Source organism: Humibacter ginsengiterrae (assembly GCF_054780115.1).
Genome location: NZ_BAAGWY010000005.1, coordinates 1 through 24,751, shown reverse-complemented (window position 1 = coordinate 24,751; position 24,751 = coordinate 1). Strand labels below are relative to the sequence as shown.

Sequence of the window (24,751 nt, the reverse complement as noted above, 5' to 3'; positions counted from 1 at the left end):
GCATACGGCTAGTCTCGCGAAGAACTAGCGCCGCCGCTTCTCGCGAACACGCATATTCAGCACTATCGGGGTGCCCTCGAAGCCGTAGATTTCGCGCAGTCGGCGCTGGATGTACCTCCGGTAGCCGGGGTCGAGGAACCCGGTCGTGAACAGCACGAAGGTCGGCGGCCGGCTCGAGGCCTGCGTTCCGAACAGGATGCGAGGCTGTTTGCCTCCGCGCACCGGGTGCGGATGCGCCGCCGTCAGCTCGGCGAGGAACGCGTTGAACTTGCCGGTGGGGATGCGCGTGTCCCACGACTCCAGCGCCGTCTCGAGCGCGGGGACCAGCTTCTCCAGATGCCGTCCGGTGCGTGCAGAGATGTTCACCCGGGGTGCCCACGACACGTGCGCGAGGTCCTGCTCGATCTCGCGCTCCAGGTAGCGGCGCCGGTCGTCGTCGAGCAGGTCCCACTTGTTGTATGCGAGCACGAGCGCGCGCCCGCTCTCCAGAACGAGGTCGATGATGCGAACATCCTGCTCGCTGATCGGCTCGCTCACATCGAGCACGACGACGGCGACCTCGGCCTTCTCCAGCGCCGTGCTCGTGCGCAGCGACGCATAGAAGTCGGCGCCCTGCTGCAGGTGAACGCGGCGACGGATGCCCGCGGTGTCGACGAAGCGCCACACGCGTCCGCCGAGCTCGATCTGCTCGTCCACCGGGTCGCGGGTGGTGCCGGCGAGGTCGTTGACGACCACGCGCTCCTCCCCCGCCGCCTTGTTCAGCAGGCTCGACTTGCCCACGTTGGGCCGCCCGACGATGGCGACGCGACGCGGACCACCGATCTCGCGCTGCGCGAAGGCGGATTCTGTGGGCAGCACCTTCAGCACCTCGTCGAGCAGGTCGGCGACTCCCCTGCCGTGCAGTGCGCTGACCGGATGCGGCTCCCCCAGCCCCAGCGACCACAGCTCGGTCGCCTGCGGCTCGTGGCGGGCGTCATCCACCTTGTTCGCGACGAGGAACACGGGCTTCTTCGACTTGCGCAGCAACCGAACGACATGCTCGTCGGTGGATGTTGCACCCACGTTCGCGTCGACCACGAACATCACCACGTCTGCGAGGTCGATCGCGACCTCGGCCTGCGCAGCGACCGAGGCGTCGATGCCCTTCGCGTCGGGCTCCCATCCGCCGGTGTCGACCACACTGAAACGGCGGTCGTTCCATTCCGCCTGGTACGTGACGCGGTCCCGCGTCACACCGGGCACGTCCTCGACGACGGCCTCGCGACGGCCGAGAATGCGGTTCACGAGCGCGGACTTGCCCACGTTCGGGCGCCCGACGATCGCGACGACCGGCAGCGCGGGCAGGTACTGGATCTCGTCCGGGTTCTCGGTGACGGCATCCAGCACGTCAAGGTCGGCGTCGTCGAGCTCGTAGTCCTCGAGACCGGCCCGCAGAGCGTTGGCTCGCTGGTGGGCGAGGTCGTCGTCCACGTTCGCCAGACGTTCGACGAGGTCGTCGGGACCCGCCTCGAAGTCGTCGGCGGCGCGTTCGGTGGGGTGGGCGTCAGACATCCGTTCCTCCTCGGGACGGGGCGGCCCCGCGCGCGTCTGCGGCGCGCGCGGCCTGGATCACGTCGATCACGGCGTCGACGGTCTCATCGAAATCCAAGTCGGTGGAATCCACCGTGGTCACACCCTCTGCCGCGGTCATGAAGTCGACCACCTGCAGGTCTGCGTGGTCGCGGGCGTGCAGCTGCGCCGCTACATCCGCTGCGGCGTGCCCGTCGAGTTCGCCTGCCCGGCGGGCCGCGCGCACCTCGGGCGCCGCGGTCAGCAGGATGCGCACCGGGGCGTCGGGCGCCACCACCGTCGTGATGTCGCGGCCCTCGGCGACGATCCCCTCGTGGTCCGTGCCTGCCAGCAGTCCTCGGAACAGTTCGTTCAGCCGCAGCCGCACCTCCGGGATGCGCGCCACGGCGCTCACCCGCGCCGAAACCTCGGGATCGCGGATGTCTGTGGTGACGTCGGTCCCACCCACGAAGACCCGGAGGCGGCCGGGTTCCGTGTCGATGCGGTAGTCGAAGTCGGCGATGGCGTCGACCACGGCGCCCATGTCGGTCACGTCGATGCCGCGTCGCATCGCGAACCAGGTCAGCGCGCGGTAGGCCGCGCCGGTATCGAGGAACGCGAAGCCGAGGCGGGAAGCGGCGGCCTTGCTCACGCTGGACTTGCCGCTGCCCGCGGGCCCGTCCACGGCGACGACGATGGGAGTGGGCTCGGTCATCCGGCGGTCCTCCATCCTCGTGCCGAGAGGTCTTCGATCGCTCGGGTCTTCACCTCGGGCAGCACCGCGATCTCGGCCAGGCCGATCTGCGCGCCGGGCGAGTGCTCCAGCCGCAAGTCTTCGATGTTGACCCCTATCTCGCCCAGCTCGGTGAACAACCGCCCGAGCTCGCCCGGCCGGTCGTCGACCATGACGACGATGCCCGCGTAGCGGCGATCCTGCCCGTGCTTGCCGGGAAGCCCGGCCACCCCGGCGTTGCCGGCGGCGAGATCCTGCGCGATCGCGCGGCGGGCACCGGATGCCTCGACATCCGCCAGTGCGCTCATAACGGCGTCGAGATCGTCGCGGTACGCCCGCAGGATGTCTACCACGGCGGGCGCATTGGCCGACAGGATCTGCACCCACAGTTCGGGGTCGCTGGAGGCGATGCGGGTCACGTCGCGCACGCCCTGCCCGGCGAGCGCCAGAGCGGACGACGGCGCACCGTCCAACCGTTTGGCCATCAGCGACGACACCACCTGCGGTGCGTGCGATACGAGTGCCACCGCCGCGTCGTGCTCGTCCGCAGGCAGCGTGACGGGTGTCGCGTCCAGGTCGAGGATGAGGTGCTCGATCGCCACGACGCGCTCTCGAGGCACCTCCGGTCGCGGGCACACCACCCACGGCCGTCCGATGAAAAGGTCCGCGCGGGCGGCGATCGCCCCGCCGCGCTCCCGGCCGGCGAGCGGGTGTGAGCCGACGTACCGGCTCAAGTCGACGGGGCCGAGTTCGGTGCCGAGCTGTTCGAGCTCGGCGAGCAGCGCGCCTTTCACGCTGGCGACATCCGTCACCGTGGCATCCGGGAACGCCGCGAGCTCGGCTGCGACGACGGATGCCGTGGCATCCGGCGGCACCGCCACGACGATCACCGACGGGTCATCGCCCTCGTGCGGCAACCGACCCGCACCGTAGTCGACGGCGAGGCTCAGCCCGGCGCGAGAGGCATCCGCCAGGATGACGTCGACACCGCGCGCCCGCAGGCCCAGCCCGATCGATGCCCCGAGCAGCCCGGCCCCCACGACGCGCACGCTGCCGTCGAGGCGCGCGACAGGGTTCTGATTCACGTTCGCTCCGATTTCGACCTGGCAAGAGTGAGCACCTGGCCGAGCTCGATTTTAGTCAACTCGCGGGTGCCGCCAGACCGCAGGCTGCCCAGCTTCAGCGGCCCGAACTGGCGTCGCACGAGAGCGGTGACAGGATGCCCGACCGCGTCGAGCATGCGCCGCACGATCCGGTTGCGCCCGGAGTGCAGCGTCACCTCCACGATGCTCTGCCCGCCGGATGCCTGCACCAGCCGCGCCTTGTCCGCCGCGATCGGACCGTCGTCGAGCTCGATCCCGCGCATGAGCTTCGCCATCGTGGCCGGCATCACGCTCCCCCGCACGGTCGCGATGTAGGTCTTGGTGACGCCGAACGACGGATGCGCGAGCACGTTCGCCACCTCGCCGTCGTTGGTCAGCAGCAGCAGGCCGCTGGTGTCGGCATCCAGCCGGCCCACGTTGAAGAGCCGCACCTCGTACCGGTCGGCGAACTGCGTCAGGTCGGGACGGCCACGGTCATCGCGCATCGAACTGACCACGCCGGTCGGCTTGTTCAACATGACGTAGTGCTTGGAGGCATCCAGCTGCACGGCGATGCCGTCCACCTCCAGTCGATCCACGGCGACGTCGATGCGGCTGCCGAGTTCGCGCACGACCTCGCCGTTCACGCGCACCCGGCCCTCGATGATGAGCTGCTCGCTCACCCTGCGCGATGCCACACCGGCCGCCGCCATCACCTTCTGCAGACGCTCCCCCGGCTCGGAACCGATGTCTGCGCGATCGGCGCCGTTGCCGGCATCCGGTTTCTCGGCCGGCCCGCGGCCGGCTCTGTCAGCGCACATCGCCCTCGAACCCTTCCGCACCATCGGCGAGCAGAGGCGAGATGAGCGGGAGCTCCTCGATCGAGTTGATGCCCAGCTGCTGCAACAGCAGGTCGGTCGTGCCGTAGTTGATCGCACCGGTCTCGGCGTCCGTGAACAGCTCCGTGATGAGCCCGCGGGACAGCAGTGTGCGCACGACGGAGTCGACGTTCACGGCACGGATGGACGCGATAGCGCCCCGGGTGATCGGCTGGCGGTAGGCGACCACGGCGAGGGTCTCCAGCGCCGCCTGGGACAGCTTGGCGGGCGCCTGCTCGCTGACGAAGTCGGTCACGAGGCTGTCGTACTCGGCGCGCACGTAGAGCCGCCAGCCGCCTCCGACCTCGCGCAGCTCGAAGCCGCGGACCGGTCCACCGGTCTCGCCGTCGAAGTCGGCGACGAGCCCGTCGATCGCCTGCCGCACGGCGGCGACGGGCGCGCCGACCGCAGTCGCCAGGGTCACCAGCGGGAGCGGCTCGTCCGCGACCATGAGCACGGCCTCGATGGCCCTCGGCACGTCGTACGCATGCTTCTCCTCGTGCGGGGGTTCTGCCTGCTCCGTCGATTCCGGCGGCGGTTGCAGGTCGAAGGACTGCGCGTCATCATCCATAGTCGGCTCCCAGGTTCGCCAGATTCTCGTCGGACCAGGCATCCGCCACCCATCTGATGGTCAGTTCGCCCAGGGGTTCCAGTTGCTCGAACGCCACCGCCGCGAACCGGTACAGTTCCAGAACGGCCACGAACCGTGCGACGATCACGCCTTTGCGCTCGGCCCCGGCGATCAGCTCGCGGAACGTGTGCGGCGTGCCGCGCCTCAGCTGCGCCACGACGAGCGCAGCCTGCTCGCGCACGCTCACGAGAGGCGCGTGCAGATGATCGAGCTCGACCACGGGGATCGCCTTCGGCGCGAACGCGAGCTCGGCTATGGCCGCGAAGTCGTCGACGCTGAGCGTCCACTGCAGCTCCGGTTCGCGTGATCGATACTTCTCTTCCAGGCGCACGGAGCGTGGATGCCTGGCCCACTCCGCCTCAAGACGCTGCGCGAACCAGGTGGAGGCCTCCTTGAAGGCGCGGTACTGCAGCAACCTGGCGAACAGCAGATCGCGCGCTTCGAGCAGGGCGACATCCTCGGCGTCGACGAGTTCTCCCTGCGGCAGAAGGCCTGCGACCTTCAGGTCGAGGAGCGTGGCGGCCACCACGAGGAACTCGCTGGCCTGGTCGAGCTCATCTGCGGTGTCGATGTTTTTGAGGTACGCGATGAACTCGTCGGTCACCTTGCTCAGCGCGACCTCGGTGATGTCCAGTTCGTGCCGCCCGATGAGGCTCAGCAGCAGGTCGAACGGACCCTCGAACACCTCGAGTGCGACACGGAACGACGGTGCACCCGCTGCACCCTCGACGACGTCGCTCTCGACGGCATCCTGTGCGTCGTGCTGCGCCGACGGCTCAGGCGGCGGCGCCACGGAAGACCAGTTCCCGCGCCAGCTGACGGTAGGCGTCGGCTGCCTGGTGCTCAGGCGCGAACTGGGTGATCGGCGTGGCCGCGACGCTTGCGTCGGGGAACTTCACCGTGCGGCTGATCACGGTCTCGAGCACCTTGTCGCCGAACGCGTCGACCACTCGTTCGAGGACCTCGCGCGAGTGCAGCGTGCGGGCGTCGTACATCGTCGCCAGGATGCCGTCGAGCTCAAGAGCGGGATTGAGGCGCTCGCGCACCTTGTCGATCGTCTCGATGAGCAGAGCGACACCGCGCAGCGCGAAGTACTCGCACTCCAGCGGGATGAGCACCCCGTGGCTGGCGGTGAGCGCGTTGACGGTGAGGATGCCCAGCGACGGCTGGCAGTCGATCAGCACGACGTCGTAGTCTCCCGCGACCTTGCGCAGCACGCGGGCGAGGGCCTGCTCACGGGCGACCTCGTTCACGAGGTGCACCTCGGCCGCCGAGAGATCGATGTTCGCCGGGATGACGTCGAGTCCCGGCGTCGCCGTGTGCTGGATGGCCTCGGCCGGGTCGTGGGCGGTGGAGAGCAGCAGGTCGTAGATGGTGACGGCCTCGTGGGTGGCGACGCCGAGCCCAGCCGACAGCGCACCCTGCGGGTCGAAGTCGATCGCCAGCACCTTGCGCCCGTATTCGGCGAGCGCCGCGCCGAGGTTGATGCTCGAGGTGGTCTTGCCCACGCCGCCCTTCTGGTTGCACAGGGCGATGACCCGGGCGGGCCCGTGCTCGGTGAGCGCCGGAGGGATCGGGAACTGGCGCAGCGGACGTCCCGTCGGGCCCAGCGTTTCGACGGCGGTGCCGCCGAGGCCCGGCAGTTCCTGCTCGTCGGCTGGAATACGCGCCACGACTTCTCCGCTCGGCTCTGCTTGACTCTGGCTCAAGGATTCGCGATCGAGTCTATCGAGCATCGGGATGGTGAACAGTCCGGAACGCCGCCGTTCCGCAGGCGCAGCACCGGATCCGCACCGCGGAGTCGGGTTCCCAGCGCCGGCGACCGCCGCCGATGCTGTGCAATCCCTGAGCGGGCTCGCACCCTTGAGCGGCCCGCCTCAAGCGCGTGGACGAAAGCTGTTGCTACCTTGGCCCGCATGAACGGCAGGCGACGCATGTGGACCACTGCTGCGTCCGCTCTTGCGATGCTGCTCGCCGGCCTGACCGCGGGCGTCGTTCCGGTGCCTCCTCCGGCGCAATACGCCCGCGCACAGACATCCGAAAGCACCGGAAGCCTGCCTTCCCAGAACGGCAAGGTGCTCAGCTTCACGCTCCCCTATCTCGCGTTGAAAGTGCACGACCCGAACGCACAGGAGGTCGCGCAGCACGCGGCGGGCGACGCCCCTCTCCTCGTCTTCCTCCCCGCAACCGGCGAGGTGCCCAACAACTACCGGGAGTATCTGGCAACGGCAGTCTCTGTGGGCTACAGCGTGCTCGGACTCGACTACTGGAACATCGGCCGATCCGTCACGCGCACCTGCCGGGCCAACGCGGAGTGCTACACCCAACTGCAACAGAACCGGTACGACGGCTCGCACCCGTCACGGTTCAGCCGCGTGGGGGCAGCGAACTCGATCGAACGCCGTTTCGCGGCCGCCATCGCTTACCTCGAGAAGCAGGACGCGTCAGGCGACTGGGGACGGTACATCGTGGACGGGCATCCGAACTGGAGTCGCGTCGTCTTCGCCGGGCACTCCCAGGGCGGCGGCGAGTCCGCGTTCATCTCGCACTATCACCGCGTGCGCGGCGTGCTGATGTACTCCTCCCCGGTGGAGACGTATGGCGACGTCGCCGCCTCGTGGATGCGCACCCGCGGCGCGACTCCCCCGTCGCGCATGTACGGCTTCGACGATGTGCACGACATCTACTTCCACCGCATCGTGGGCTCCTGGCAGCGGCTCGGCATGGGGACTCCGAATGCCCGGCGCGCGTCCCACGTGCCCACCGGCGGTCACCTGCTACTCAGCTCACTCGACATCGGCAACCCCTTGGAGTCGCACGGCCACACCGTCGATGACGCAGGGCCGCGCACCGAGAGGGCCATGGTGTTCGCGCCGACCTGGCGCTGGATGCTCGAGCAGGTGCGCTGAGGACGAACCGGCGCTGCGGTGTTGTCTACTTGACAACCTCCTCACGCGCGGCGACACTAGTTCCACGACGTTGGGTACAACGTTGTACCTCCTACCCAGGGCTAAGCCCTCGATCGCCGGCGCGCAGCAACTCGACCGGCGGAAAGGCACCGGTTTTCAATGAAGAGAGCAATCGCCGCGATGGCCGCGGTCGGCGCTGCAGTCGCCATGCTGACAGGATGCGCGGCGAGTTCGTCGGGCTCGTCCGGCCAACACGTCACACTCACCTTTTGGCACGGCTACACCGCCGACGACGGCAAGAAGCTGGACAAGATCATCGACGACTTCAACAAGTCGCAGCATCAGGTGACCGTTCAGGAATCCACGAAGACTTGGGCGGTCATCGAGAACTCGCTACTGCCGGCGCTGACGGCGAAATCCGGACCGGAACTTGTCGCACTGCCCGCAGAAGACCTGCCCGTGTACGCGGGCAAGGGAGCACTGCAAGACCTGAGCTCCTGGTACTCGTCCAGCGCCAACGCCAAGTCGCTGAACAAGAACGCTGTCACGATGGAGGTGGTCGAAGGCAAGAAGTACGGGGTCCCCACAGGCTTCGTCCCGCTCTCCGTCATCTACAACAAGACCATGTTCCAGACTGCAGGCATCACATCCTTCCCGAAGACGTGGGATGAGTGGGTAGCGGATGCCAAGAAGCTGACGGTGACTCCGGCAGGCTCCTCGACGCCCACTCAGTACGGGCTCGCCTTGCCCGACCACCAGACGGTGGCCAACGGTGTGTGGCAGACACTGTTCCTCGAAGGCGGAGGCACCATCGCCGACGAAAAGACGGCAAAGGTCGATTCGTCGGCGAACGTGAAGACGCTTACGTACTGGGCAGATGCGGTGCGCAACGACCACATCTCACCTACGGGCCTGACAGGCGTCGCCGCGGACAACCTCTTCGCGGCTGGAAAGGCTGCGATGGAAATCGCCGGTCCGTGGATGCCCGCGACCGCCACGGACAACCACATCTCGTGGGGCCTTGCGCCGGTGCCCGCCGGTCCCGTCACGCAGGCCGCGTCCGCCATCGGCGTCTCCATGGGCATCACCGCTCAGGCAAACAGCGCACAGAAGGCGGCCGCCGAGAAATTCTTCGACTACTTCTACAGCAAGAAGGTGGACACTGAGTGGTCTCTTGGCTCCGGCTGGCCTCCGCTGCGTACCGACATCCCGGCGTCCGATGTGTCATCGAACGCTGTGGTCGCAGCACTGACGAAGATGTCCTCCCTCGCCCGGCCGCTGCTGCCCGGCGTGGTCGACAGCTCTGACGTGCTTTCCGCGGTCGACGACGCGACGCAACACGCCATATCGGGAGGCGAGAGCGCCGACGCGGCGCTCAAGACCGCGCAATCGGCCGCGCAGGCGGCGCTGTCCAAATGAGACAAGGGCGGGCGGCACGAACGACCGCCGCCCGCCCACTCCGACGAGAGGAGGTGTGATGAGCACCAACACCCAGCAAATGAGGCGCTACCGGCCCCGGATGCAACTCGGTGGCCGCGGCCGCATCCCCACCGTTGCCCGCCGATGGATAGCGGCCATCTGCTTCCTCGTGCCCGCCTGCGCGATCCTCGCGATCTTCGTGGTCACGCCGATGCTTTCCGCTCTGCGCACATCGTTCTTCGAATCGAGCGGATTCGGCAGCGAGACGTTCGTCGGCTTCGGCAACTACGTGCAGGTGTTCACCGATCCGACATTCCTGAGGGCGTTCACCAACACGGCTCTCTACGCCGTGCTGTTCGTCCCGGCGGCGATCATCGTCTCCCTGCTTCTCGCGCTGCTCATGAACTCGCGGGTGGTCCCGCTTCGAGGCCTGTTCCGCTCCGCGCTGTTCTTCCCCTTCATTGTTTCGCTCGCCGTTTCGGCGTTCGCGTGGCAGTACCTTCTCGACCCCCAGGTCGGCCTTCTCAACTACTGGCTGCAAGGCATAGGGATCCACATCGGCAACGTGTTGAACTCGCCCACGCTGGCAATGCCCGCGGTCGTCCTGGTAGCCGTCTGGAAGAATTTCGGCTTCTACATGGTGATCTTCCTCGCCGGGCTCCAAGACATCCCGGAGAGCCTCTACGAGGCGGCTCGAGTCGACGGCGCGGGGCCGTTCCGGCGCTTCATGAAGGTAACGCTGCCCCTTCTGAACAACACGATGACGTTCGTCGTGATCTTCGCACTCATCGCGGCCTTGCAGGCGTTCGATCAGATCTATGTGATGACGCAGGGCGGCCCATACCACGCGACCGACACGGTCGTCACGGAGATCTACCAGACCGGATTCCAGAAGCTCGACCTCGGCGTGGCCTCGGCGCTCTCCTATGTTCTGCTCATCGGAACCCTGGTGCTGAGCCTCGCGCAGTTCCTGCTCGGCTCCCGGCGCGAGAAGGATCTCTCCGCATGAGCGCGACACAGAGCGTCACGGCGCGCCGAGGTGTGGGCATCAGGCGCGCCTCCACGGGCAAGGCGCTCGGGACAACCGTTCTCGGGATCCTCATCGCGATCGGCGTACTTGCCATCCTGCTGCCCGTACTCGTCGTCGTTTTCACGGCGTTCAAACCCGTTTCGGAGGTGAACGCCTTCCCACCCACGCTGATACCGGCGCACTGGACGCTAGCCAACTTCGAGACGATCTTCCATGATCTGCCGTTCGGCAGGCTGGTGCTCAACAGCTTCGTCTTCGCCGGCGGGGTCACCGTCTGCGCACTGATCTTCGATTCGCTGGCCGCCTACGCGCTGGCCCGCATCGATTTCACGGGCAACCGGGTTCTCCTCGTGCTCATCGTCGCGACGCTGATGATCCCGTTCCAGGCGACACTCGTGCCGCTCTACCAGATCGTGGCCGGACTCGGCTGGATCAACACGTTCGCAGCGCTCATCGTTCCGCGTGCGGCAGATGCCTTCGGCATCTTCTTCCTGCGGCAGTTCTTCCTCGCCCTTCCGCGCGATCTCGACAACGCCGCCCGTATGGACGGCGCTTCGGAGTGGCGCATATATCGCAGCATCATCCTGCCGAACGCCGTGCCGGCGCTCATGACACTGGGGGTCTTCGTCTTCGTGAACAACTGGAACGATCTGCTCTGGCCACTCGTCTTCTCGACGAAGTCGGACATGGCAACCATCACGTCCGGCCTCACCCTGCTCACGGGGCCTAGCGGCATCGTGCCGTACGGCGTGATGATGGCCGGCTCGCTCATCGCGTTGTTGCCATTAACCGCCTTGTTCGTGATCGTGCAGCGCAGATTCGTGTCGAGCGTCGCAGCGACGGGTCTCAAGTGAGCGGCTGGTGGTCCGGTGAGCGCCTTCGCTTCGGGCTCGGGATCGAGGACACCTTCGTGCCTCAGAGCGGTCCCGGCGAACGCGCGATCGACGAGTACGAGCTGACGGAGCACTACACGAGATGGCGCGATGACCTGGATCTCGTGAACCGCGTCGGCGCCGAGTTCCTTCGGTGGGGTGTTCCCTGGCATCGCGTGAACCCCGCACCCGGCACGTGGGACTTCGAGTGGACCGACAGGGTTCTGGGCCGGATGACCGAGCTCGGGATTCGTCCCGTCGTCGACCTCCTGCACTACGGCACACCCCTTTGGCTCGAGGACGAGTTCGCGAACCCCGACTTCGCCGCTCGATTCGGTGAATTCGCGAGCCGGACGGCGCAGCGCTACTCCAACATCGTCACGGACTACACACCGGTGAACGAGCCGATGATCCATGCCCAGTTCACCGGCGAATATGCCTACTGGCCGCCGTATCTCGAAGGGCAGTCCGGGTTGAACCGGATCGTGGTGGCGCTGGCGGAGGCGTCGCAGCTCGCTCAGGCGGGCATCCGCGATGCGGTAGGGGCAGCGGCGAACATCGTGCACGTCGATGCCGGCTTCCGGTACGTGGGCGATGTCACGGCCATGGAGCATGCCCCGCACGTGGAGCGTCTCCTCGTCGAGCGGTTCCTCTTCGAGGATCTCATGCACGGCCTGGTGGTCGATGGACACCCACTGCACCAGGGTCTTCTGAAGTCCGGCATCGAACTGCGACGCCTGGACCGGATCGCGGCGCATCCGGCTCCCCCGCAGATCATGGGTGTCAACTACTATCCGCGCCACTCGACCGAGGTCTTCGAGGCGGGCGTCTCCCACCGAGGCGGGTTCGCGGATCCGCGGCCGACCCGCGACGACGGAGTTGCGGGCCTCCGTGAGGTGCTGACCGCCTACGCGGAGAGGTACGGCCATCCCGTGCTGCTCAGCGAGACATGCGTGACGGGCTCGGAGACCGAACGTATTACCTGGTTGAACGATTCCCTCGACGAGATCGAGGATCTCCGCTCCGGCGGCATATCGATCGTCGGATACACCTGGTGGCCGCTGTTCGACATGATCGAGTGGACCTGGCGTCACACCAGTGCACCGCCGCTTGCACATCGTCTCGCGATGGGTCTCTACGACCTCGTGGAAACCGAAGGCGGTCTTCAGAGACGGCGGAACTCTGTGGCGAAAGCGTATCGAGCGCACGCCAACGGCGAGGCAGACTGACCGGCCATTACACTGGCAGCCTCGGCGGGAGGGGTGACGCATGACCGTGACGCTGGTCGACGTGGCTCGCGCGGCGGGAGTCTCGATCAAGACCGCCTCGAACGTCGTCCGCGCGCAGGGCAAGTTCAGCGAAGACACAGCCGAGCGTGTTCGCGCGGCGATCGCCGAGCTCGGCTACAAGCCCAACCTGGCGGCGCGCGGCCTGCGTTCGGGTCGTGTCGGAGCGATCAGCCTGATCGTTCCAGACATCCGGAACCCGTTCTTCTCTGAGCTGGCGGCAGCCGTGATCGAGGTAGCCGACCAGCACGAGCTTCTCGTCGTGCTCGAGCAGTCGGGCGGAGAGCCAGAGGCAGAGCTCGAACTGCTTCGCGGACGACGGGCGCGACTCGTCGACGGCATCCTGTTCAGCGCACTCGCACTGACGGCAGGGAATGCCGAGCTCTCCGAAACCGTCACGATGCCGGTCGTGCTCCTCGGAGAGCCCATCGCAGGATGGTCGACCGATTTCGTCACCATGCCGAACGAGTCGGGGGCCCGAGCTGCCACGGAACACCTGCTCGCCCGCGGGCGCCGGCGCATCCTCGCCCTCGGGCGGCGAACGGGCGACCTGGCCGGACCAGCGCATCTCCGGCTTCGTGGTTACCGTCGTGCTCTCGCGGATGCCGGGATCGCACCGGATCCGGCGTTCGAGATCGATGCCGGGCTCTGGCAGCGAGAGAATGCCGCTAAGGCGGTACGTGAGGCGCTACTCCAGAAGACACCGTTCGACGGGGTCGTGGCCTTCAACGATGCCCTCGCCCTCGGTGCGATCCGTGCTCTCCAGGACGCCGGGTTGCGGGTTCCGGAGGATGTCGATGTGATCGGCTTCGACGACATCGAGGAGGCGCGATTCAACCAGCCCACGCTGACCACAGTCAAGGTGAACCTCGCAGCCATGGCGGCATCCGCCGTGCGATTCCTGCTGCGTCGGCTCGATGAAGGGCCCGAGCTGCGGACGCCCGTCGAGGGATTCACGTCGGAGTTCGCCATCATCCAGCGCGAATCGACGCAGGAGCTGTCGTGAGGGCAACCGGCTCGGCCGACCCGCACGACGCAGATCCGCCTACCGCGCCCGCGGATGCGCCGTCGTGTACATGTCACGCAGCGTGTCGGCCGTGACCAGCGTGTAGATCTGCGTCGTCGCCACTGACGAGTGGCCCAGCAGCTCCTGCACCACGCGCACGTCGGCGCCGCCCTCAAGCAGGTGCGTCGCGAACGAATGTCGCAGCGTGTGCGGCGAAACTGAGGCCGTGAGTTCGGCCCGCTCCGCCGCCGCACGGATGACGAGCCACGCGCTCTGCCTGCTCAGCCGCGCGCCGCGCGCACCGAGAAACAACGCGGGGGTCGCGCGCCCGCGCACCGAGTACAGCGGCCGTACCCGCACCAGGTACTCGTCAACGGCCTGTCGCGCGTAGCGGCCGAGTGGCACGATCCGCTGCTTGCTGCCCTTGCCTGTCAGCCGGATGACATCGCGCTCGATCACATCGTCCACGTTGAGGTCGACGGCCTCGGAGACCCGGGCGCCGGTCGCATACAGCAGTTCCAGCAGCGCCTTGTCGCGGATCCGCGAAGGCTCGTCCCCGTCCGTCGCCGCCAGGAGCGACTCCACCTGCGCGACGGTCAACGCCTTCGGCAAGCGAGACGGCAGCTTGGGCGGCCGCACGTCGCGCGCGGCGTCCTCCTGCACCTCCCCCTCGTCGAGGAGAAAGCGGTGCAGACCGCGCACAGTGGAGAGCATGCGGGCGACGGATGCCGCACCCAGCCGCTGCGTCGCATCCGTCTCTCCGCGGGTCACCAGGTGCCGGGCGTAGTCGTCTACCGCACGGGGGCCGACCGCTCCCATGTCGTGGATGCCCCGCTCGGTGAGCCACTCGGCGTACGACCCGAGGTCGCGACGGTACGCCGCGACCGTGTTGCGCGAGAGCCCGCGTTCGATTCCGACGTGCCGCAGGTACGCCCCGACCGCGGCCTCCGGAGTCATGCCAGCGGACGGCTCAGCCACGATCCCCGCCGCAGCGGCTCGTCCGCCTCGCCGAGGGAGGCGTATCCGTTCGTCCGTGAGGCGACTGCGGCGAGTGACGCGAGAGCGAGCGGCCCGTTGCGCAGCCGCCGTTCGAGCACGCCGCGCACGACCTCCTCCAGCGGCACCCAGCGCACCTCGATGTCGGCCTCTTCCTCCTCGCGGGCGAACTCCTCCTCGGCGGGATGCACCCCCCTGGCCAGGTAGATGCGGATCAGCTCGTTGTTGCCGCCCGGTGTGCTCGCGAACTCGACGAGCACATTCCACTCGTCGGCGACCATGTCGGCCTCTTCGGCCAGTTCGCGTTTGGCGGCATCGAGCGGAGGCTCTCCCGTCATGTCCAGCAGCCCGGCGGGCAACTCCCAGTCCTTCGAGCGGATCGGATGCCGGTACTGCCTGATCAGCAGCGCCCGGTCCTCATCGTCGAGCGCGAGAACCGCGACGGCACCCGTGTGGTCGACGTACTCCCGCACCACGGTGGAGCCGCCGAGATCGACCGTGTCGCGTCGCACGTCCCAGACCCGACCTCGGTACACGACGTCGGATTCGGTCACCAGCCCGGTGTACGGCTCGTCCGCAAGATCGTCGTATGCGGCCTCAGGCATCCTCTTTCACCTCGAACAAACGCGTCGACTCCTGGCGGATGAGAGCGGCGGCGATGAGGCCGCAGAACAACGGATGCGCCCTGTTCGGCCGCGATCGCAGCTCCGGATGCGCCTGGGTCCCCACGTAGAACGGGTGCGTCTCGCGCGGCAGCTCGACGTACTCCACGAGGTGGCCATCGGGCGATGTGCCGGAGAAGGCGAGCCCAGCGGCGGCGATCTGCTCACGGAAGTGGTTGTTCACCTCGTAGCGGTGACGGTGCCGCTCGGATGCCTCGTCCGCGCCGTACAGCTCGGCCACGATCGACCCGTCCTGCAGTTTCGCGGGGTACAGGCCCAGCCGCATCGTGCCGCCGAGGTCGCCGCCCGCGATGATCTCCACCTGCTCGGCCATCGTCGCGATCACCGGGAACTGCGTGTCCGGGTCGAACTCGCTGGAGGATGCCCCGTCGAGGCCGGCCTCGTTCCTCGCGTATTCGATCACCATGCACTGCAGGCCCAGGCAGAGCCCGAGCGCCGGGATTCCGTTCTCGCGCGCGAACCGCAGCGCGCCGAGCTTGCCCTCGATGCCGCGGATGCCGAAGCCGCCGGGCACGCAGATCCCGTCGACATCGGCCAGCTCTCGAGCCGCGCCCTCCGGCTCCTGGCATCCGTCGCTGGCGATCCAGCGCAGGTTCACCTTCGCCCGGTTCGCGAAGCCGCCGGCCCGCAGCGCCTCGGTGACCGAAAGGTAGGCATCCGGCAGGTCGACGTACTTGCCGACGAGGCCGATGGTCACCTCGTGCTTGGGCTCGTGCACCACCTTGAGCAGGGTCTCCCAACTCTCCCGGTCGGGCTGCTCGGCGGCGAGGCCGAGCTGGTCGACGATGTAGTCGTCGAGTCCCTGGTCGTGCAGCATGTTCGGGATGTCGTAGATGCTCGGCACGTCGACGGCGTTCACGACGGCGCGCTCGTCCACGTCGCACATCAGCGCGATCTTCTTCTTGTTGCCCTCGGAGACCGGACGGTCACTGCGCAGCACGAGAGCGTCCGGCTGAATTCCGATGGACCGCAGCGCCGCCACCGAGTGCTGCGTCGGTTTGGTCTTCTGCTCTCCCGACGCGTTCATGTACGGAACGAGCGACACGTGCACGAAGAAGCAGTTCTGGCGCCCGAGCTCGTGGCGCACCTGCCTGGCGGACTCGATGAACGGCTGCGACTCGATGTCGCCGACCGTCCCGCCGATCTCGGTGATGATGACGTCGGGCTGGGGATCGTCGGATGCCTGCAGCCGCATCCTGCGCTTGATCTCGTCGGTGATGTGCGGGATGACCTGCACGGTGTCGCCGAGGTACTCGCCGCGGCGCTCCATGGCGATCACCTGCGAGTAGATCTGCCCGGTGGTGACGTTGGCGGCCTGGCTGAGATTGATGTCGAGGAACCGCTCGTAGTGGCCGATGTCGAGATCGGTCTCGGCGCCGTCGTCGGTGACGAAGACCTCACCGTGCTGGAACGGGTTCATCGTTCCTGGGTCGACGTTGAGGTACGGGTCCAGCTTCTGCATGACGACCCGCAGTCCGCGGGAGGTCAGCAGATTGCCGAGGCTGGCGGCCGTGAGGCCCTTGCCCAAAGAAGAAACGACACCACCTGTCACGAAGATGTGCTTGGTAGTGCCGTTCGGCTTGCTGTGATCAGTTGAAGGGCCCGCGTCAGTTTTTTCCACCACGGGCTTTCATCTTATCAGCGCGTCTGCGCCCGCAGCGGACGCATGGGCACGACACACCGGCTTCGATGCCCGGGCCAAGAGGATGCTTGACGTGGGACTCCTGGCATGCTTAGTTAAGCATGTGCTTAACCAAATTGACGACGTGTTCCGTGCGCTCGCCGATCCCACCCGTCGAAGCATCGTCGAGCAGCTGGCTGTTCGCGACGAGGCGGTCAGCGAACTCGCCCGTCCACTGACGATGTCGCTGCCGGCCGTCCTCCAGCACCTCGCCGTGCTGGAGGCCAGCGGGCTGGTGCGCAGCCGCAAGACCGGACGAGTGCGAACCTGCAGCCTCGACCGCGCCGTCTTCGACCGAGCGGAGAAGTGGTTCGTCGAAAGGCGACTCGCCTGGAACGACCGGCTCGACCGGCTCGGCGACTACCTCGCCGACGAGCACGAATGATCAGAAAGCGATTCGAAGGAGCGAAAGATGTCCGAACGATACGTCACTCACGACACGATGGTGCTGGAGCGCACCTACCCCGCAGACCCGCAAAAGGTCTTCCATGCCTGGACTGACGCGCGCGCCAAACGCGCCTGGTTCCTCGGCGAGGCTGACGAGGATGCCTCGAGCACCCAGTACGAGCTCGACTTCCGAGTCGACGGCCGCGAATTCTGCCGCAGCGGCGCACCGGACGGCGCGGTCTACACCTACGTCGCGCGCTACGACGACATCGTGCCCGACGAGCGGATCGTGTACACGAACTTCATGCTGCGAGGTGAGACACGCATCTCGGTGTCCCTCACCACCGTGGAGTTCCACCAATCGGGATCGGGTACGAAACTGGTGCTCACCGAGCATGGCGTCTACCTCGACGGCGAAGACCAGCCGGAGTACAGAACGCAAGGCATCGAGCATCAGCTGGATGCCCTTGGTGCGGCGCTCGGATCGGCTGCGACGGCGGACGTCACGAGCTGATCGTGATACCCACCCGGTCTACGACCGGGCGCCTACGCCATCCCTGGCGAGCTCGATGAGCTCCCGTGCGTGGGCGAGACCGCTCTCCGAGTCGGTGAGCCCGGAAAGCAGGCGCGCCATCTCGGAGATGCGGTCGTCTCCGTCCAGCTGCCGAACGCTCGATGCCGTCACAGATCCGTCCCCCGCCTTGACCACGGTCAGGTGGTTGGTCGCGAACGCCGCAACCTGCGCGAGGTGCGTGACGACGATCACCTGAGCGGTCTCTGCGAGCTTGGCCAGTCGTCGGCCGATCTCGATCGCGGACGCCCCGCCGACCCCCGCGTCGATCTCGTCGAAAACGAACGTCGGCACGGGATCGCTCCCGGCGAGCACCACCTCGATGGCCAGCATCACCCGCGAGAGCTCCCCGCCGGACGCGCCCTTGCCGAGCGGTCGCGGCTCGGCGCCGGCGTGCGGTCGCAGCAGGATCGATACGGCGTCACGGCCTGCGAGCGTGTAGTCGTCGCGCCACTGCACGTCCACGACGACCTCGGCATCCGCCATGGCCAGCGCCGCGAGTTCTTCCGTCACGAGTGCGGCGAGCTCGTGTGCCGCTTTCGACCGGAGGTGTGAGACGGATGCCGCCAGCCGGTCGACCTCCGCCTCGTCCTCCGTGACGAGCGTGGTCAGCTGCTCGATGCGCTCCTCGTCGCCTTCCAGCTCTGCCAGACGCGTTCCACCGCTTGCGGCGCGCTCCAGCACCTCGTCGAGGCTGGGGCCGTACTTGCGTACGAGCGCGGTCAGTTCGGCACGGCGCTCCTGGATCACTTCCAAGTCTCGCGTGCCATCCGCGTCGAGCGCCGCCAGGTAGGTGGAGAGCTGCGCTGCGGCATCCTCGACCTGGAATCCGAGCCCCGCGATCGAGTCCGCCAACGCCTGGAGTGCCGGGTCGTGCGCGCCGGCGCGCTCGAGCTCTCGGCGCGCCGTCTCCAGGAGCCCCCGCACGTCCGGCCCGTCGGAGTCCTCCGCCGACAGTGCCTCCCGGGAGACCGACGCCGCTATGCGCAACGACTCCAGGTTCGTAAGCCGCTCCGCCTGCTCCGCGAGCGCCTCGTCCTCGCCCGGTTCTGGCGCCACGGCCTCGATCTCGCTGAGCGCCACCCGCAGGTCGTCGGCCTCGCGGGCGCGGCGATCCCGCTCGTCGATGAGCTCGGCCAGTTCCTCCCGATTCGCGCTCCAGCGCCGGAACGCCTGACGGTACGCGTCGAGCGCTTCCGTCAGGGTCGCCCCGGCGAACCTATCGAGCGCCTCACGCTGTGCCGTCGCCGACCGCAACCTGATCTGGTCCGACTGACCGTGCACGACGACGAGCTGCTCTGCGAGCTCGCCGAGAACGCTGACGGGCGCGCCGCGACCGCCGACCACGGCGCGACTGCGGCCCTCCGCCGCGACGGAGCGGCTCAGCACGAGCTCACCATAGGATGCCTGACCGGAGTCGTCGAGGTCGCCACCGGCATCCCTGACCCGCTCGGCGACCTCTCCGTCAGCAGGGACGAGCCACCGTCCTTCCACCCACAACTGCGCGCTGCCTGACCGAACGACGGCGCTGTCGGCACGTTGACCCAGCAAAAGCCCGAGCGCCGTCACGACCATGGTCTTGCCGGCGCCGGTCTCGCCGGTGAGCGCCGTGAACCCGGGCCCGAGCGGCAGCGTGGCACTCTCGATGACCCCGAGGTCGCGAATCGAGATCTCCTCAATCACGGGCGTTCGGTCCTCGCCAGCCTGTGACCGGCAGGTTGAACTTGCGCACCAGCCGGTCGGTGAACGGCGCCGTGTGCAGCCGCGCCAGCTTCACGGGGGTGTCGGATCGCGCGACCATCACCCGCGCGCCCGGCGGAAGGTCGAAGGCCCGCCTGCCGTCGCACCACAGCACGGCCGGCGTGTCGGTGCGACGCACCAACTCGACGGCGAGCACAGAGTCGGCGGCCACGACCAGCGGGCGCGAGAACAGGGCATGCGCGCTCAGCGGCACGAGCAGGAGTGCATCGAGGGTGGGCCACACGACGGGACCCCCGGCGGAGAACGAGTACGCCGTCGACCCCGTCGGGGTGGACATCACAACGCCGTCGCATCCGAAGCTCGACAGCGGCCGGCCGTCGACCTCGACGACGACCTCGATCATGCGCTCGCGACTGGCCTTCTCGATGCTCGCTTCGTTGAGCGCCCAGCTGGTGTAGATGACCTCGGTGCCGGATTTCACGCGCACGAACAATGTCATGCGCTCCTCGACGGTGTAGTCCCTGGCGACGGCGCGGCTCACCGCGAGCTCCAGGTCGTCCCGCTCGCTCTCGGCGAGGAATCCGACGTGTCCGAGGTTCACGCCCAGCAGCGGAACGTCGCAGTCCCGCACGGTCTCCGCCGCGCGCAAGATCGTTCCGTCGCCCCCGAGCACGATCACGAGCTCGAGTTGATCCGGCATCACATCGTCGCCGAGCACCGCCAGCGATGCGAGATCGGATGCGGCGTCCACGAGCTCGGCGCGCTCATCCGCTCCGAGAACCGGAACGACTCCGGCGGCGATGAGCTGCCGGCACACCTGGATGCCCGCTTGGATCGAGTCCCCACGACCGGTGTGCGAAACCACGAGGAAGTACCGCCGGGGTCCGCCCACGCTCACTCTCCCACCATCGCGCCGATGTCGTTCAACCATTCTGTCGGATGCCGACCCGCGCGTGTGCTGAGCCGGATGAGGTACTCACGATTCCCGTGGCTTCCCGCGATGGGGGACGGAAGGATGCCGGCGGTCGGCATCCCGAGGTCCCACGCCGCCCACATGACCGACGTGACCGCATCCTCTCGCAGCGCGGGATCGCGCACGATGCCCTCGCGGATGCCCGTGCGGCCCACCTCGAACTGCGGCTTCACGAGGAGCACGTACTCTGCGTCACGCCCGACCGCCCCCACTAGCGGAGGCAGCACCAGAGTCAGCGAGATGAACGACAGGTCGCCGACAACGATCCCGATCGCCTCGCCACCGGTGAGCTGGCCGAGCTCCGCCGTGCCGAGATACCGAACGTTGACGCCCTCGGCGACCGTGACCCTCGAGTCCGAGGCGATGGACGGCGCGAGCTGTTCGTGCCCCACGTCGAGAGCGATCACCCGCCGCGCCCCGCGTTCGAGCAGCACCTGCGTGAAGCCCCCTGTGGATGCGCCGACATCGAGCGCGGTGGCATCCGCGACCGTCTCGTCCAGGTGGAATCCGTCCAGCGCCGCGATGAGCTTGTGCGCGGCACGACTGACGTAGTGGTCCGGCGCATCGACGGTGATCTCGCCGCCCTCGCGTACCCGGGCGGATGCCTTGACCACGGGCTTGCCATCCACGCTGACCCGCCCGTCGGCGATGAGCCGAGCCGCGTGGGTGCGCGACCGCGCCAGTCCTCGAGCGGTCACGGCCGCATCGAGGCGCTGATCACTCGTCTCCGACCTTGCGCCCGACGAGCCGTCGCCCGAAGAGCCCGTGGTCGCGGAAGCCGGTTCGGTCACCCCGTCGGCTCCCGGCGCGGCCTCAGGCATCCTGACGGTGGTCGTCCTGGCCCTCGAGCACCTCGGCGAGCTCCGTGTGAATGCGTGTGTACGCGTCCGCGCGTTCCTCGAGCGGACGCTCTTCGATGAGGCGCAGCCGGGACAGGAGCCCGTCGTCTCCCTCGTGCACCATTTCGTCAAGCATCAGTCCACGGTACCGCGAGGGCTATTGCCCTGGGGCCCCGGACACCGCTCACGTGTACAACTCTTCGGGAACCTCGAGCGCGTAGATGGGCCGGCCGCAGTTCCAGATGAGCGCACTGGCCGCCCGAAGCAGGTCGATCTCCCGATCGCCCCTGCGCACGATCTGTACCGCGCTGCCTTGGAGGCGCACGAATGCGTTCCGCACCTCGACCGCATCGCCGGATCGGGACACCTTCACCGCCGGATACGGCTCGTCGAGCTCGCGGAGATCGGAGAGCAGGTACTGCGGTCGCTCGTCCCGGCCGGCTGCCAGCACTTGCTTCGCTCGGTCGATGCCGGTGAGCACGAGCAGAGACGGCACGCCTGCCCGGTTAGCCCCGAGGATGTCCGTGTCGAGCCGGTCGCCGATCGCCAGCGGTGCCTTCGCGCCGAATCGCTGCACCGCGAGGTCGTACATCGCCCGCTCCGGCTTTCCGGCGACGATCGGAAGCCGCCCGACTGCGGTGTGCACCGCGGAGACGAGCGTTCCGTTTCCGGGAGCCACTCCCCGTGGCTGTGGAAGCGTCCAGTCCGTGTTCGTCGCGACCCACTGCACGGATTCATCCGCCAGCGCGAAAGCCGCCTCCGCCAGCTGCGCCCACCCCACGTCCGGCGCGAACCCCTGCACCACGGCGGCCGGACGGTCCTCGGCCGAGCGCGTGACGTGGTACCCGGCCTTGTCGAGTTCCGACACGAGCCCGTCTCCCCCAACCACCAGCACGGTCGACTCGGGCTGGATGAGATCGTGCAGCATCATGACAGCCGCCTGAGGCGAGGTGATGATGTCGTCCGTGTGCACCGCGTAGCCGAGTTGGTTGAGGTGATCGGCGACGGACCGGTCGGTGCGCGAGGCGTTGTTCGTCAGGCATCCCACCCGCACGCCCTTGTCCTGGGCGCGCCTCAGTGCCTCGGCCGCATGCGGGATCGGCTCGGCGCCCGAGTACAGCACCCCGTCGAGATCGGCCAGGATGACGTCGACCCCGTCGAGCGGCGACCGCTCCGCATCTCGGCGGAACAGCCGACGCCGGCCGTCACTCCCCATCGCCGCGCTCACCGGATGCCTCGCCGCGCGCGCTATCGTCATCCGTCGCCGTATCGGCCTCGGATGCTCCGTCGCCCGCTTGATCGCTGGGCTCACCGTCGGCGGCATCCCCGTCGCCGGCATCACCTTCGCCGGCATCACCTTCGCCAGGCAGCTCCTCGACGACCCCGTCGCTGGTGGCGTCCCCGCCATCTCCGTCGCCGATCGCTTCCCCGCCTTCGTCTTCGACGACCATGACGTCCTCGTCGTTCTGCCCGAGCGCCTCCCGAGCGCGTTCCGCGAGGTTGCGCCATTCCTCGGACTCAGCGTTACGGCCCAGGTCTTCCAGCACCGTCGCGTACGCGTCGAAGAGCGTCGGACTGTAGGAGAACGCGCGCCGACGGTCCAGCTGCGGGATCTCGAGCTCGGCCAGGGCGGCATCAGTCTGCCCGAGGTCGAGACGCGCCCCGGACATGGCGATGGCCAGCGCGACCTGCACCTCGTTCGGGAGTTCCGAACGCGGAACGGAACGTCCCTCCTCGAGGGCCCGATCCGGCCGGCCGATACCCCGCTCGCTGTCGACGATGAGCGGCAGCTGGTCGTTCTTACCGGAGATGCGTCGATAGGTGCGCAGCTCGCGCAGTGCCAGGGCGAAGTCTCCCGTCTCGTACGCGGTGATCGCAAGCGTCTCGCGAACGATCGCGATGCGTCCGGCTCGTCGCGCGGCGGCCAGCGCGTGCCGATGCGCCAGTTCCGGGTCTTCGCCGATGACCTGGGAGGCCATCGCAAGGTGCCGGGCCACTTCTTCGGCGTTCTCCTTGCTGAGAGTCTTCAGCTCGTTCCGAGCCGCCCCGTTGAGGTCCTTCGATGTGATCGATTCGGGCAGCTCGGGGTCATTGTGACGCGGCCGCACACTCCGCGGCGCGAATCCGCGCTCGCCCACCTGGGCATCGTTGTCTCCCCGCCGCGACTCCGACCACGGACCCTTCTGCAAGCGGTCGCGACCCCCGTCATGTCCATATCCACGGGCGTTACGACGGTCGCTGTCACGCCCGTAATCGCGGGCACCTTCGCGCTCCCCTCGGTCCCGCCGCTGACCGCCGGCACCACGATCGGCGCCCGGGCGGCCCTCGTTGTAGCGGCGCTGGCCGCCCCCGCTTGCACCATCGGTGCCTCTTTGGTCTCGGTAGTCGCGGCGACCATCGGAGTTCCCGCGGTCACCCGGTGCAGTGCGACGGCGGTCGCCGTAATCGCGACCGCGACCGCCATTTCCGCGGTCACCCGACCCGGTCCGACCGCGGTCTCCATAATCGCGACCGCCATCGCGATTCCCGCGGTCACCCGACCCGGTCCGACCGCGGTCTCCATAATCGCGACCGCCATCGCGATTCCCGCGGTCACCCGACCCGGTCCGACCGCGGTCTCCATAATCGCGACCGCCATCGCGATTCCCGCGGTCACCCGACCCGGTCCGACGATCCCCATACGGTCGACCGTTGTCGCGGCCACCATCGCGACTCGGCCGCCGATCATTCTGGGCGCCTGTGCCGCCCGTACGCCGATCGTCCCGCCGGGGCGAACCGTCGGTACGCCGTTCATTCCACTCGTCGGCGCCACTCGCGCGCCGGTACCCACCAGCACGACGGTCGCCCGAGGACGAACGATCACCGCCAGGACGCTGGTCCGAGGACCAGCGATCACCGCGACGGCGTTCGTCCGAGCCTGGACGGTCGAACCGACCGCTGTCCTGGCCTCCGCGTCCGTCGCCAGGGCGCCGGTCGCCGAACCGACGATCACGATCGTTCGAATGAGGCGTCGCTGCCCGGTCCACCCGCGACCGCGAGCTATCCGCACCCCTGTTCGGACCACTCCGCCGTTCCCCGTTCGCGTCTCCGCGCTGCGGGCGAAAGCTCCCAGAGTCACCGGAACGCGGACGTCCGTATCGTCCGTCCCGCCCTCCGCCGCGTCCCGTCGACGGGCGCTGCTCCGGCCGACCGCCGTCAGGACTCCCGTTCCTTGGTCCTCTTCGGTCACCATCGCCGCCAGTACTCCGCCGGGAGTCGTCGCGATCTTCCCCTCGATCGCCTCGATCGTCTCGTGCCATGTGCACAATCCTTCCCGTCGCATAGTGGGCGCGGATGCCGTGTGGTGTTGTTCGTGTGTTAAATGCGGAATGGCCACCTCGTTGGGTGGCCATTCCGTTGAAAGGAGTCCGGCGGTGTCCTACTCTCCCACAGGGTCGCCCCTGCAGTACCATCGGCGCTGGGAGTCTTAGCTTCCGGGTTCGGAATGTTTCCGGGCGTTTCCCTCTCGCTATGGCCGCCGTAACAC

23 protein-coding genes, 1 rRNA gene and 1 pseudogene are annotated in these 24,751 nt (G+C 67.9%); 8 read left to right on the top strand and 17 right to left on the bottom strand.

What is annotated here, in order from left to right; translation table 11 throughout:
• Positions 1-24: 24 nt before the first annotated feature.
• The 7 genes from der to ACYVII_RS07785 are packed head-to-tail and all read right to left on the bottom strand — an operon-like array spanning position 25 to position 6,545.
• Entirely contained in the window at positions 25-1,551 is a 1,527-nt protein-coding gene (gene der / locus ACYVII_RS07815; protein ID WP_460533582.1) for a ribosome-associated GTPase EngA, read from the bottom strand.
• Positions 1,544-2,263: a (d)CMP kinase gene (gene cmk / locus ACYVII_RS07810; RefSeq protein ID WP_460533579.1), complete on the bottom strand. Its 720-nt coding sequence runs from the start codon at positions 2,261-2,263 to the stop codon at positions 1,544-1,546. Before cmk ends, der begins: the two co-directional genes overlap by 8 nt.
• A complete protein-coding gene (locus ACYVII_RS07805; RefSeq protein WP_460533576.1) occupies positions 2,260-3,366 on the bottom strand; it encodes a prephenate dehydrogenase in 1,107 nt (368 codons plus the stop codon). The genes cmk and ACYVII_RS07805 overlap by 4 nt, the downstream gene beginning before the upstream one ends.
• Positions 3,363-4,184: a pseudouridine synthase gene (locus tag ACYVII_RS07800; RefSeq protein WP_460533573.1), complete on the bottom strand. Its 822-nt coding sequence runs from the start codon at positions 4,182-4,184 to the stop codon at positions 3,363-3,365. Before ACYVII_RS07800 ends, ACYVII_RS07805 begins: the two co-directional genes overlap by 4 nt.
• Positions 4,174-4,812 (bottom strand): SMC-Scp complex subunit ScpB, encoded by a 639-nt coding sequence (gene scpB / locus ACYVII_RS07795; RefSeq protein ID WP_460533569.1) that lies wholly within the window; start codon positions 4,810-4,812, stop codon positions 4,174-4,176. Before scpB ends, ACYVII_RS07800 begins: the two co-directional genes overlap by 11 nt.
• On the bottom strand, positions 4,805-5,665 hold the full coding sequence (locus ACYVII_RS07790) for a segregation and condensation protein A (RefSeq protein ID WP_460533566.1): 861 nt from the start codon (positions 5,663-5,665) through the stop codon (positions 4,805-4,807). Before ACYVII_RS07790 ends, scpB begins: the two co-directional genes overlap by 8 nt.
• A complete protein-coding gene (locus tag ACYVII_RS07785) occupies positions 5,649-6,545 on the bottom strand; it encodes a ParA family protein (protein ID WP_460533563.1) in 897 nt (298 codons plus the stop codon). Before ACYVII_RS07785 ends, ACYVII_RS07790 begins: the two co-directional genes overlap by 17 nt.
• A gap of 243 nt (positions 6,546-6,788) precedes the next feature.
• On the opposite strand from ACYVII_RS07785, the gene ACYVII_RS07780 reads away from it, so the two are divergent.
• The 6 genes from ACYVII_RS07780 (at position 6,789) to ACYVII_RS07755 (ending at position 13,394) form a co-directional block, all read left to right on the top strand.
• Complete coding sequence (locus ACYVII_RS07780) at positions 6,789-7,781, top strand: BPSS1187 family protein (RefSeq protein WP_460533560.1); 993 nt, start codon at positions 6,789-6,791, stop codon at positions 7,779-7,781.
• Between the two features lie 159 nt (positions 7,782-7,940).
• A complete protein-coding gene (locus tag ACYVII_RS07775) occupies positions 7,941-9,200 on the top strand; it encodes an ABC transporter substrate-binding protein (protein WP_460533557.1) in 1,260 nt (419 codons plus the stop codon).
• 58 nt (positions 9,201-9,258) lie between these two features.
• The gene (locus ACYVII_RS07770) at positions 9,259-10,209 is read left to right on the top strand and encodes a carbohydrate ABC transporter permease (protein WP_460533554.1); all 951 of its coding nucleotides are present in this window, start codon (positions 9,259-9,261) and stop codon (positions 10,207-10,209) included.
• Positions 10,206-11,084 carry a carbohydrate ABC transporter permease gene (locus ACYVII_RS07765; protein ID WP_460533552.1) on the top strand — a complete coding sequence of 293 codons (879 nt, stop codon included), beginning with the start codon at positions 10,206-10,208 and terminating at the stop codon, positions 11,082-11,084. Before ACYVII_RS07770 ends, ACYVII_RS07765 begins: the two co-directional genes overlap by 4 nt.
• Before the next feature lie 56 nt (positions 11,085-11,140).
• The gene (locus tag ACYVII_RS07760; RefSeq protein WP_460533549.1) at positions 11,141-12,331 is read left to right on the top strand and encodes a family 1 glycosylhydrolase; all 1,191 of its coding nucleotides are present in this window, start codon (positions 11,141-11,143) and stop codon (positions 12,329-12,331) included.
• Positions 12,332-12,371: 40 nt separating this feature from the next.
• Positions 12,372-13,394 carry a LacI family DNA-binding transcriptional regulator gene (locus ACYVII_RS07755; RefSeq protein WP_460533546.1) on the top strand — a complete coding sequence of 341 codons (1,023 nt, stop codon included), beginning with the start codon at positions 12,372-12,374 and terminating at the stop codon, positions 13,392-13,394.
• 39 nt (positions 13,395-13,433) lie between these two features.
• Here ACYVII_RS07755 and xerD read toward each other — a convergent pair whose 3' ends face one another.
• The 3 genes and pseudogenes from xerD to ACYVII_RS07740 form a co-directional block, all read right to left on the bottom strand.
• Positions 13,434-14,351: a site-specific tyrosine recombinase XerD gene (xerD, locus tag ACYVII_RS07750; protein ID WP_460534035.1), complete on the bottom strand. Its 918-nt coding sequence runs from the start codon at positions 14,349-14,351 to the stop codon at positions 13,434-13,436.
• 158 nt (positions 14,352-14,509) lie between these two features.
• Positions 14,510-14,995, bottom strand: a pseudogene (locus ACYVII_RS07745) (NUDIX domain-containing protein); the annotation flags it as partial.
• Positions 14,988-16,694 (bottom strand): CTP synthase, encoded by a 1,707-nt coding sequence (locus tag ACYVII_RS07740; protein ID WP_460534033.1) that lies wholly within the window; start codon positions 16,692-16,694, stop codon positions 14,988-14,990. The gene ACYVII_RS07740 and the pseudogene ACYVII_RS07745, both read right to left, overlap by 8 nt.
• A gap of 124 nt (positions 16,695-16,818) precedes the next feature.
• Here ACYVII_RS07740 and ACYVII_RS07735 point away from each other — a divergent pair, with 124 nt between their 5' ends.
• Together ACYVII_RS07735 and ACYVII_RS07730 are read left to right on the top strand one after the other, a co-directional pair.
• On the top strand, positions 16,819-17,139 hold the full coding sequence (locus ACYVII_RS07735; RefSeq protein ID WP_460533543.1) for an ArsR/SmtB family transcription factor: 321 nt from the start codon (positions 16,819-16,821) through the stop codon (positions 17,137-17,139).
• 27 nt (positions 17,140-17,166) lie between these two features.
• Positions 17,167-17,655, top strand: coding sequence for an SRPBCC family protein (locus tag ACYVII_RS07730; protein ID WP_460533541.1), 489 nt, complete (start codon positions 17,167-17,169; stop codon positions 17,653-17,655).
• Positions 17,656-17,673: 18 nt separating this feature from the next.
• Here the strand turns inward: ACYVII_RS07730 and recN are convergent, their stop codons facing one another.
• The 7 genes from recN to rrf form a co-directional block, all read right to left on the bottom strand.
• Positions 17,674-19,395, bottom strand: a complete 1,722-nt coding sequence (gene recN / locus ACYVII_RS07725) for a DNA repair protein RecN (protein ID WP_460533538.1) — start codon at positions 19,393-19,395, stop codon at positions 17,674-17,676.
• Complete coding sequence (locus ACYVII_RS07720) at positions 19,388-20,305, bottom strand: NAD kinase (protein ID WP_460534031.1); 918 nt, start codon at positions 20,303-20,305, stop codon at positions 19,388-19,390. Before ACYVII_RS07720 ends, recN begins: the two co-directional genes overlap by 8 nt.
• A gap of 2 nt (positions 20,306-20,307) precedes the next feature.
• Positions 20,308-21,177 carry a TlyA family RNA methyltransferase gene (locus ACYVII_RS07715; RefSeq protein ID WP_460533535.1) on the bottom strand — a complete coding sequence of 290 codons (870 nt, stop codon included), beginning with the start codon at positions 21,175-21,177 and terminating at the stop codon, positions 20,308-20,310.
• A 22-nt stretch (positions 21,178-21,199) separates the two neighbouring features.
• A complete protein-coding gene (locus ACYVII_RS07710; protein ID WP_460533532.1) occupies positions 21,200-21,361 on the bottom strand; it encodes a hypothetical protein in 162 nt (53 codons plus the stop codon).
• A gap of 48 nt (positions 21,362-21,409) precedes the next feature.
• Positions 21,410-22,441, bottom strand: coding sequence for an HAD-IIA family hydrolase (locus tag ACYVII_RS07705; protein ID WP_460534029.1), 1,032 nt, complete (start codon positions 22,439-22,441; stop codon positions 21,410-21,412).
• Complete coding sequence (locus ACYVII_RS07700) at positions 22,431-23,363, bottom strand: hypothetical protein (RefSeq protein WP_460533528.1); 933 nt, start codon at positions 23,361-23,363, stop codon at positions 22,431-22,433. The genes ACYVII_RS07705 and ACYVII_RS07700 overlap by 11 nt, the downstream gene beginning before the upstream one ends.
• Positions 23,364-24,630: 1,267 nt before the next feature.
• Positions 24,631-24,747, bottom strand: a 5S ribosomal RNA gene (gene rrf, locus ACYVII_RS07695).
• Positions 24,748-24,751 lie beyond the last annotated feature (4 nt).

Coding starts and splice junctions, on each gene's coding strand:
- cmk (WP_460533579.1), bottom strand. CDS start 2,263: ATGACCGAGCCCACTCCCATCGTCGTCGCCGTGGACGGGCCCGCGGGC.
- ACYVII_RS07765 (WP_460533552.1), top strand. CDS start 10,206: ATGAGCGCGACACAGAGCGTCACGGCGCGCCGAGGTGTGGGCATCAGG.
- ACYVII_RS07730 (WP_460533541.1), top strand. CDS start 17,167: ATGTCCGAACGATACGTCACTCACGACACGATGGTGCTGGAGCGCACC.
- ACYVII_RS07705 (WP_460534029.1), bottom strand. CDS start 22,441: ATGGGGAGTGACGGCCGGCGTCGGCTGTTCCGCCGAGATGCGGAGCGG.
- ACYVII_RS07770 (WP_460533554.1), top strand. CDS start 9,259: ATGAGCACCAACACCCAGCAAATGAGGCGCTACCGGCCCCGGATGCAA.
- ACYVII_RS07775 (WP_460533557.1), top strand. CDS start 7,941: ATGAAGAGAGCAATCGCCGCGATGGCCGCGGTCGGCGCTGCAGTCGCC.
- ACYVII_RS07710 (WP_460533532.1), bottom strand. CDS start 21,361: ATGCTTGACGAAATGGTGCACGAGGGAGACGACGGGCTCCTGTCCCGG.
- xerD (WP_460534035.1), bottom strand. CDS start 14,351: ATGACTCCGGAGGCCGCGGTCGGGGCGTACCTGCGGCACGTCGGAATC.
- ACYVII_RS07780 (WP_460533560.1), top strand. CDS start 6,789: ATGAACGGCAGGCGACGCATGTGGACCACTGCTGCGTCCGCTCTTGCG.
- ACYVII_RS07800 (WP_460533573.1), bottom strand. CDS start 4,184: ATGTGCGCTGACAGAGCCGGCCGCGGGCCGGCCGAGAAACCGGATGCC.
- scpB (WP_460533569.1), bottom strand. CDS start 4,812: ATGGATGATGACGCGCAGTCCTTCGACCTGCAACCGCCGCCGGAATCG.
- ACYVII_RS07755 (WP_460533546.1), top strand. CDS start 12,372: ATGACCGTGACGCTGGTCGACGTGGCTCGCGCGGCGGGAGTCTCGATC.
- der (WP_460533582.1), bottom strand. CDS start 1,551: ATGTCTGACGCCCACCCCACCGAACGCGCCGCCGACGACTTCGAGGCG.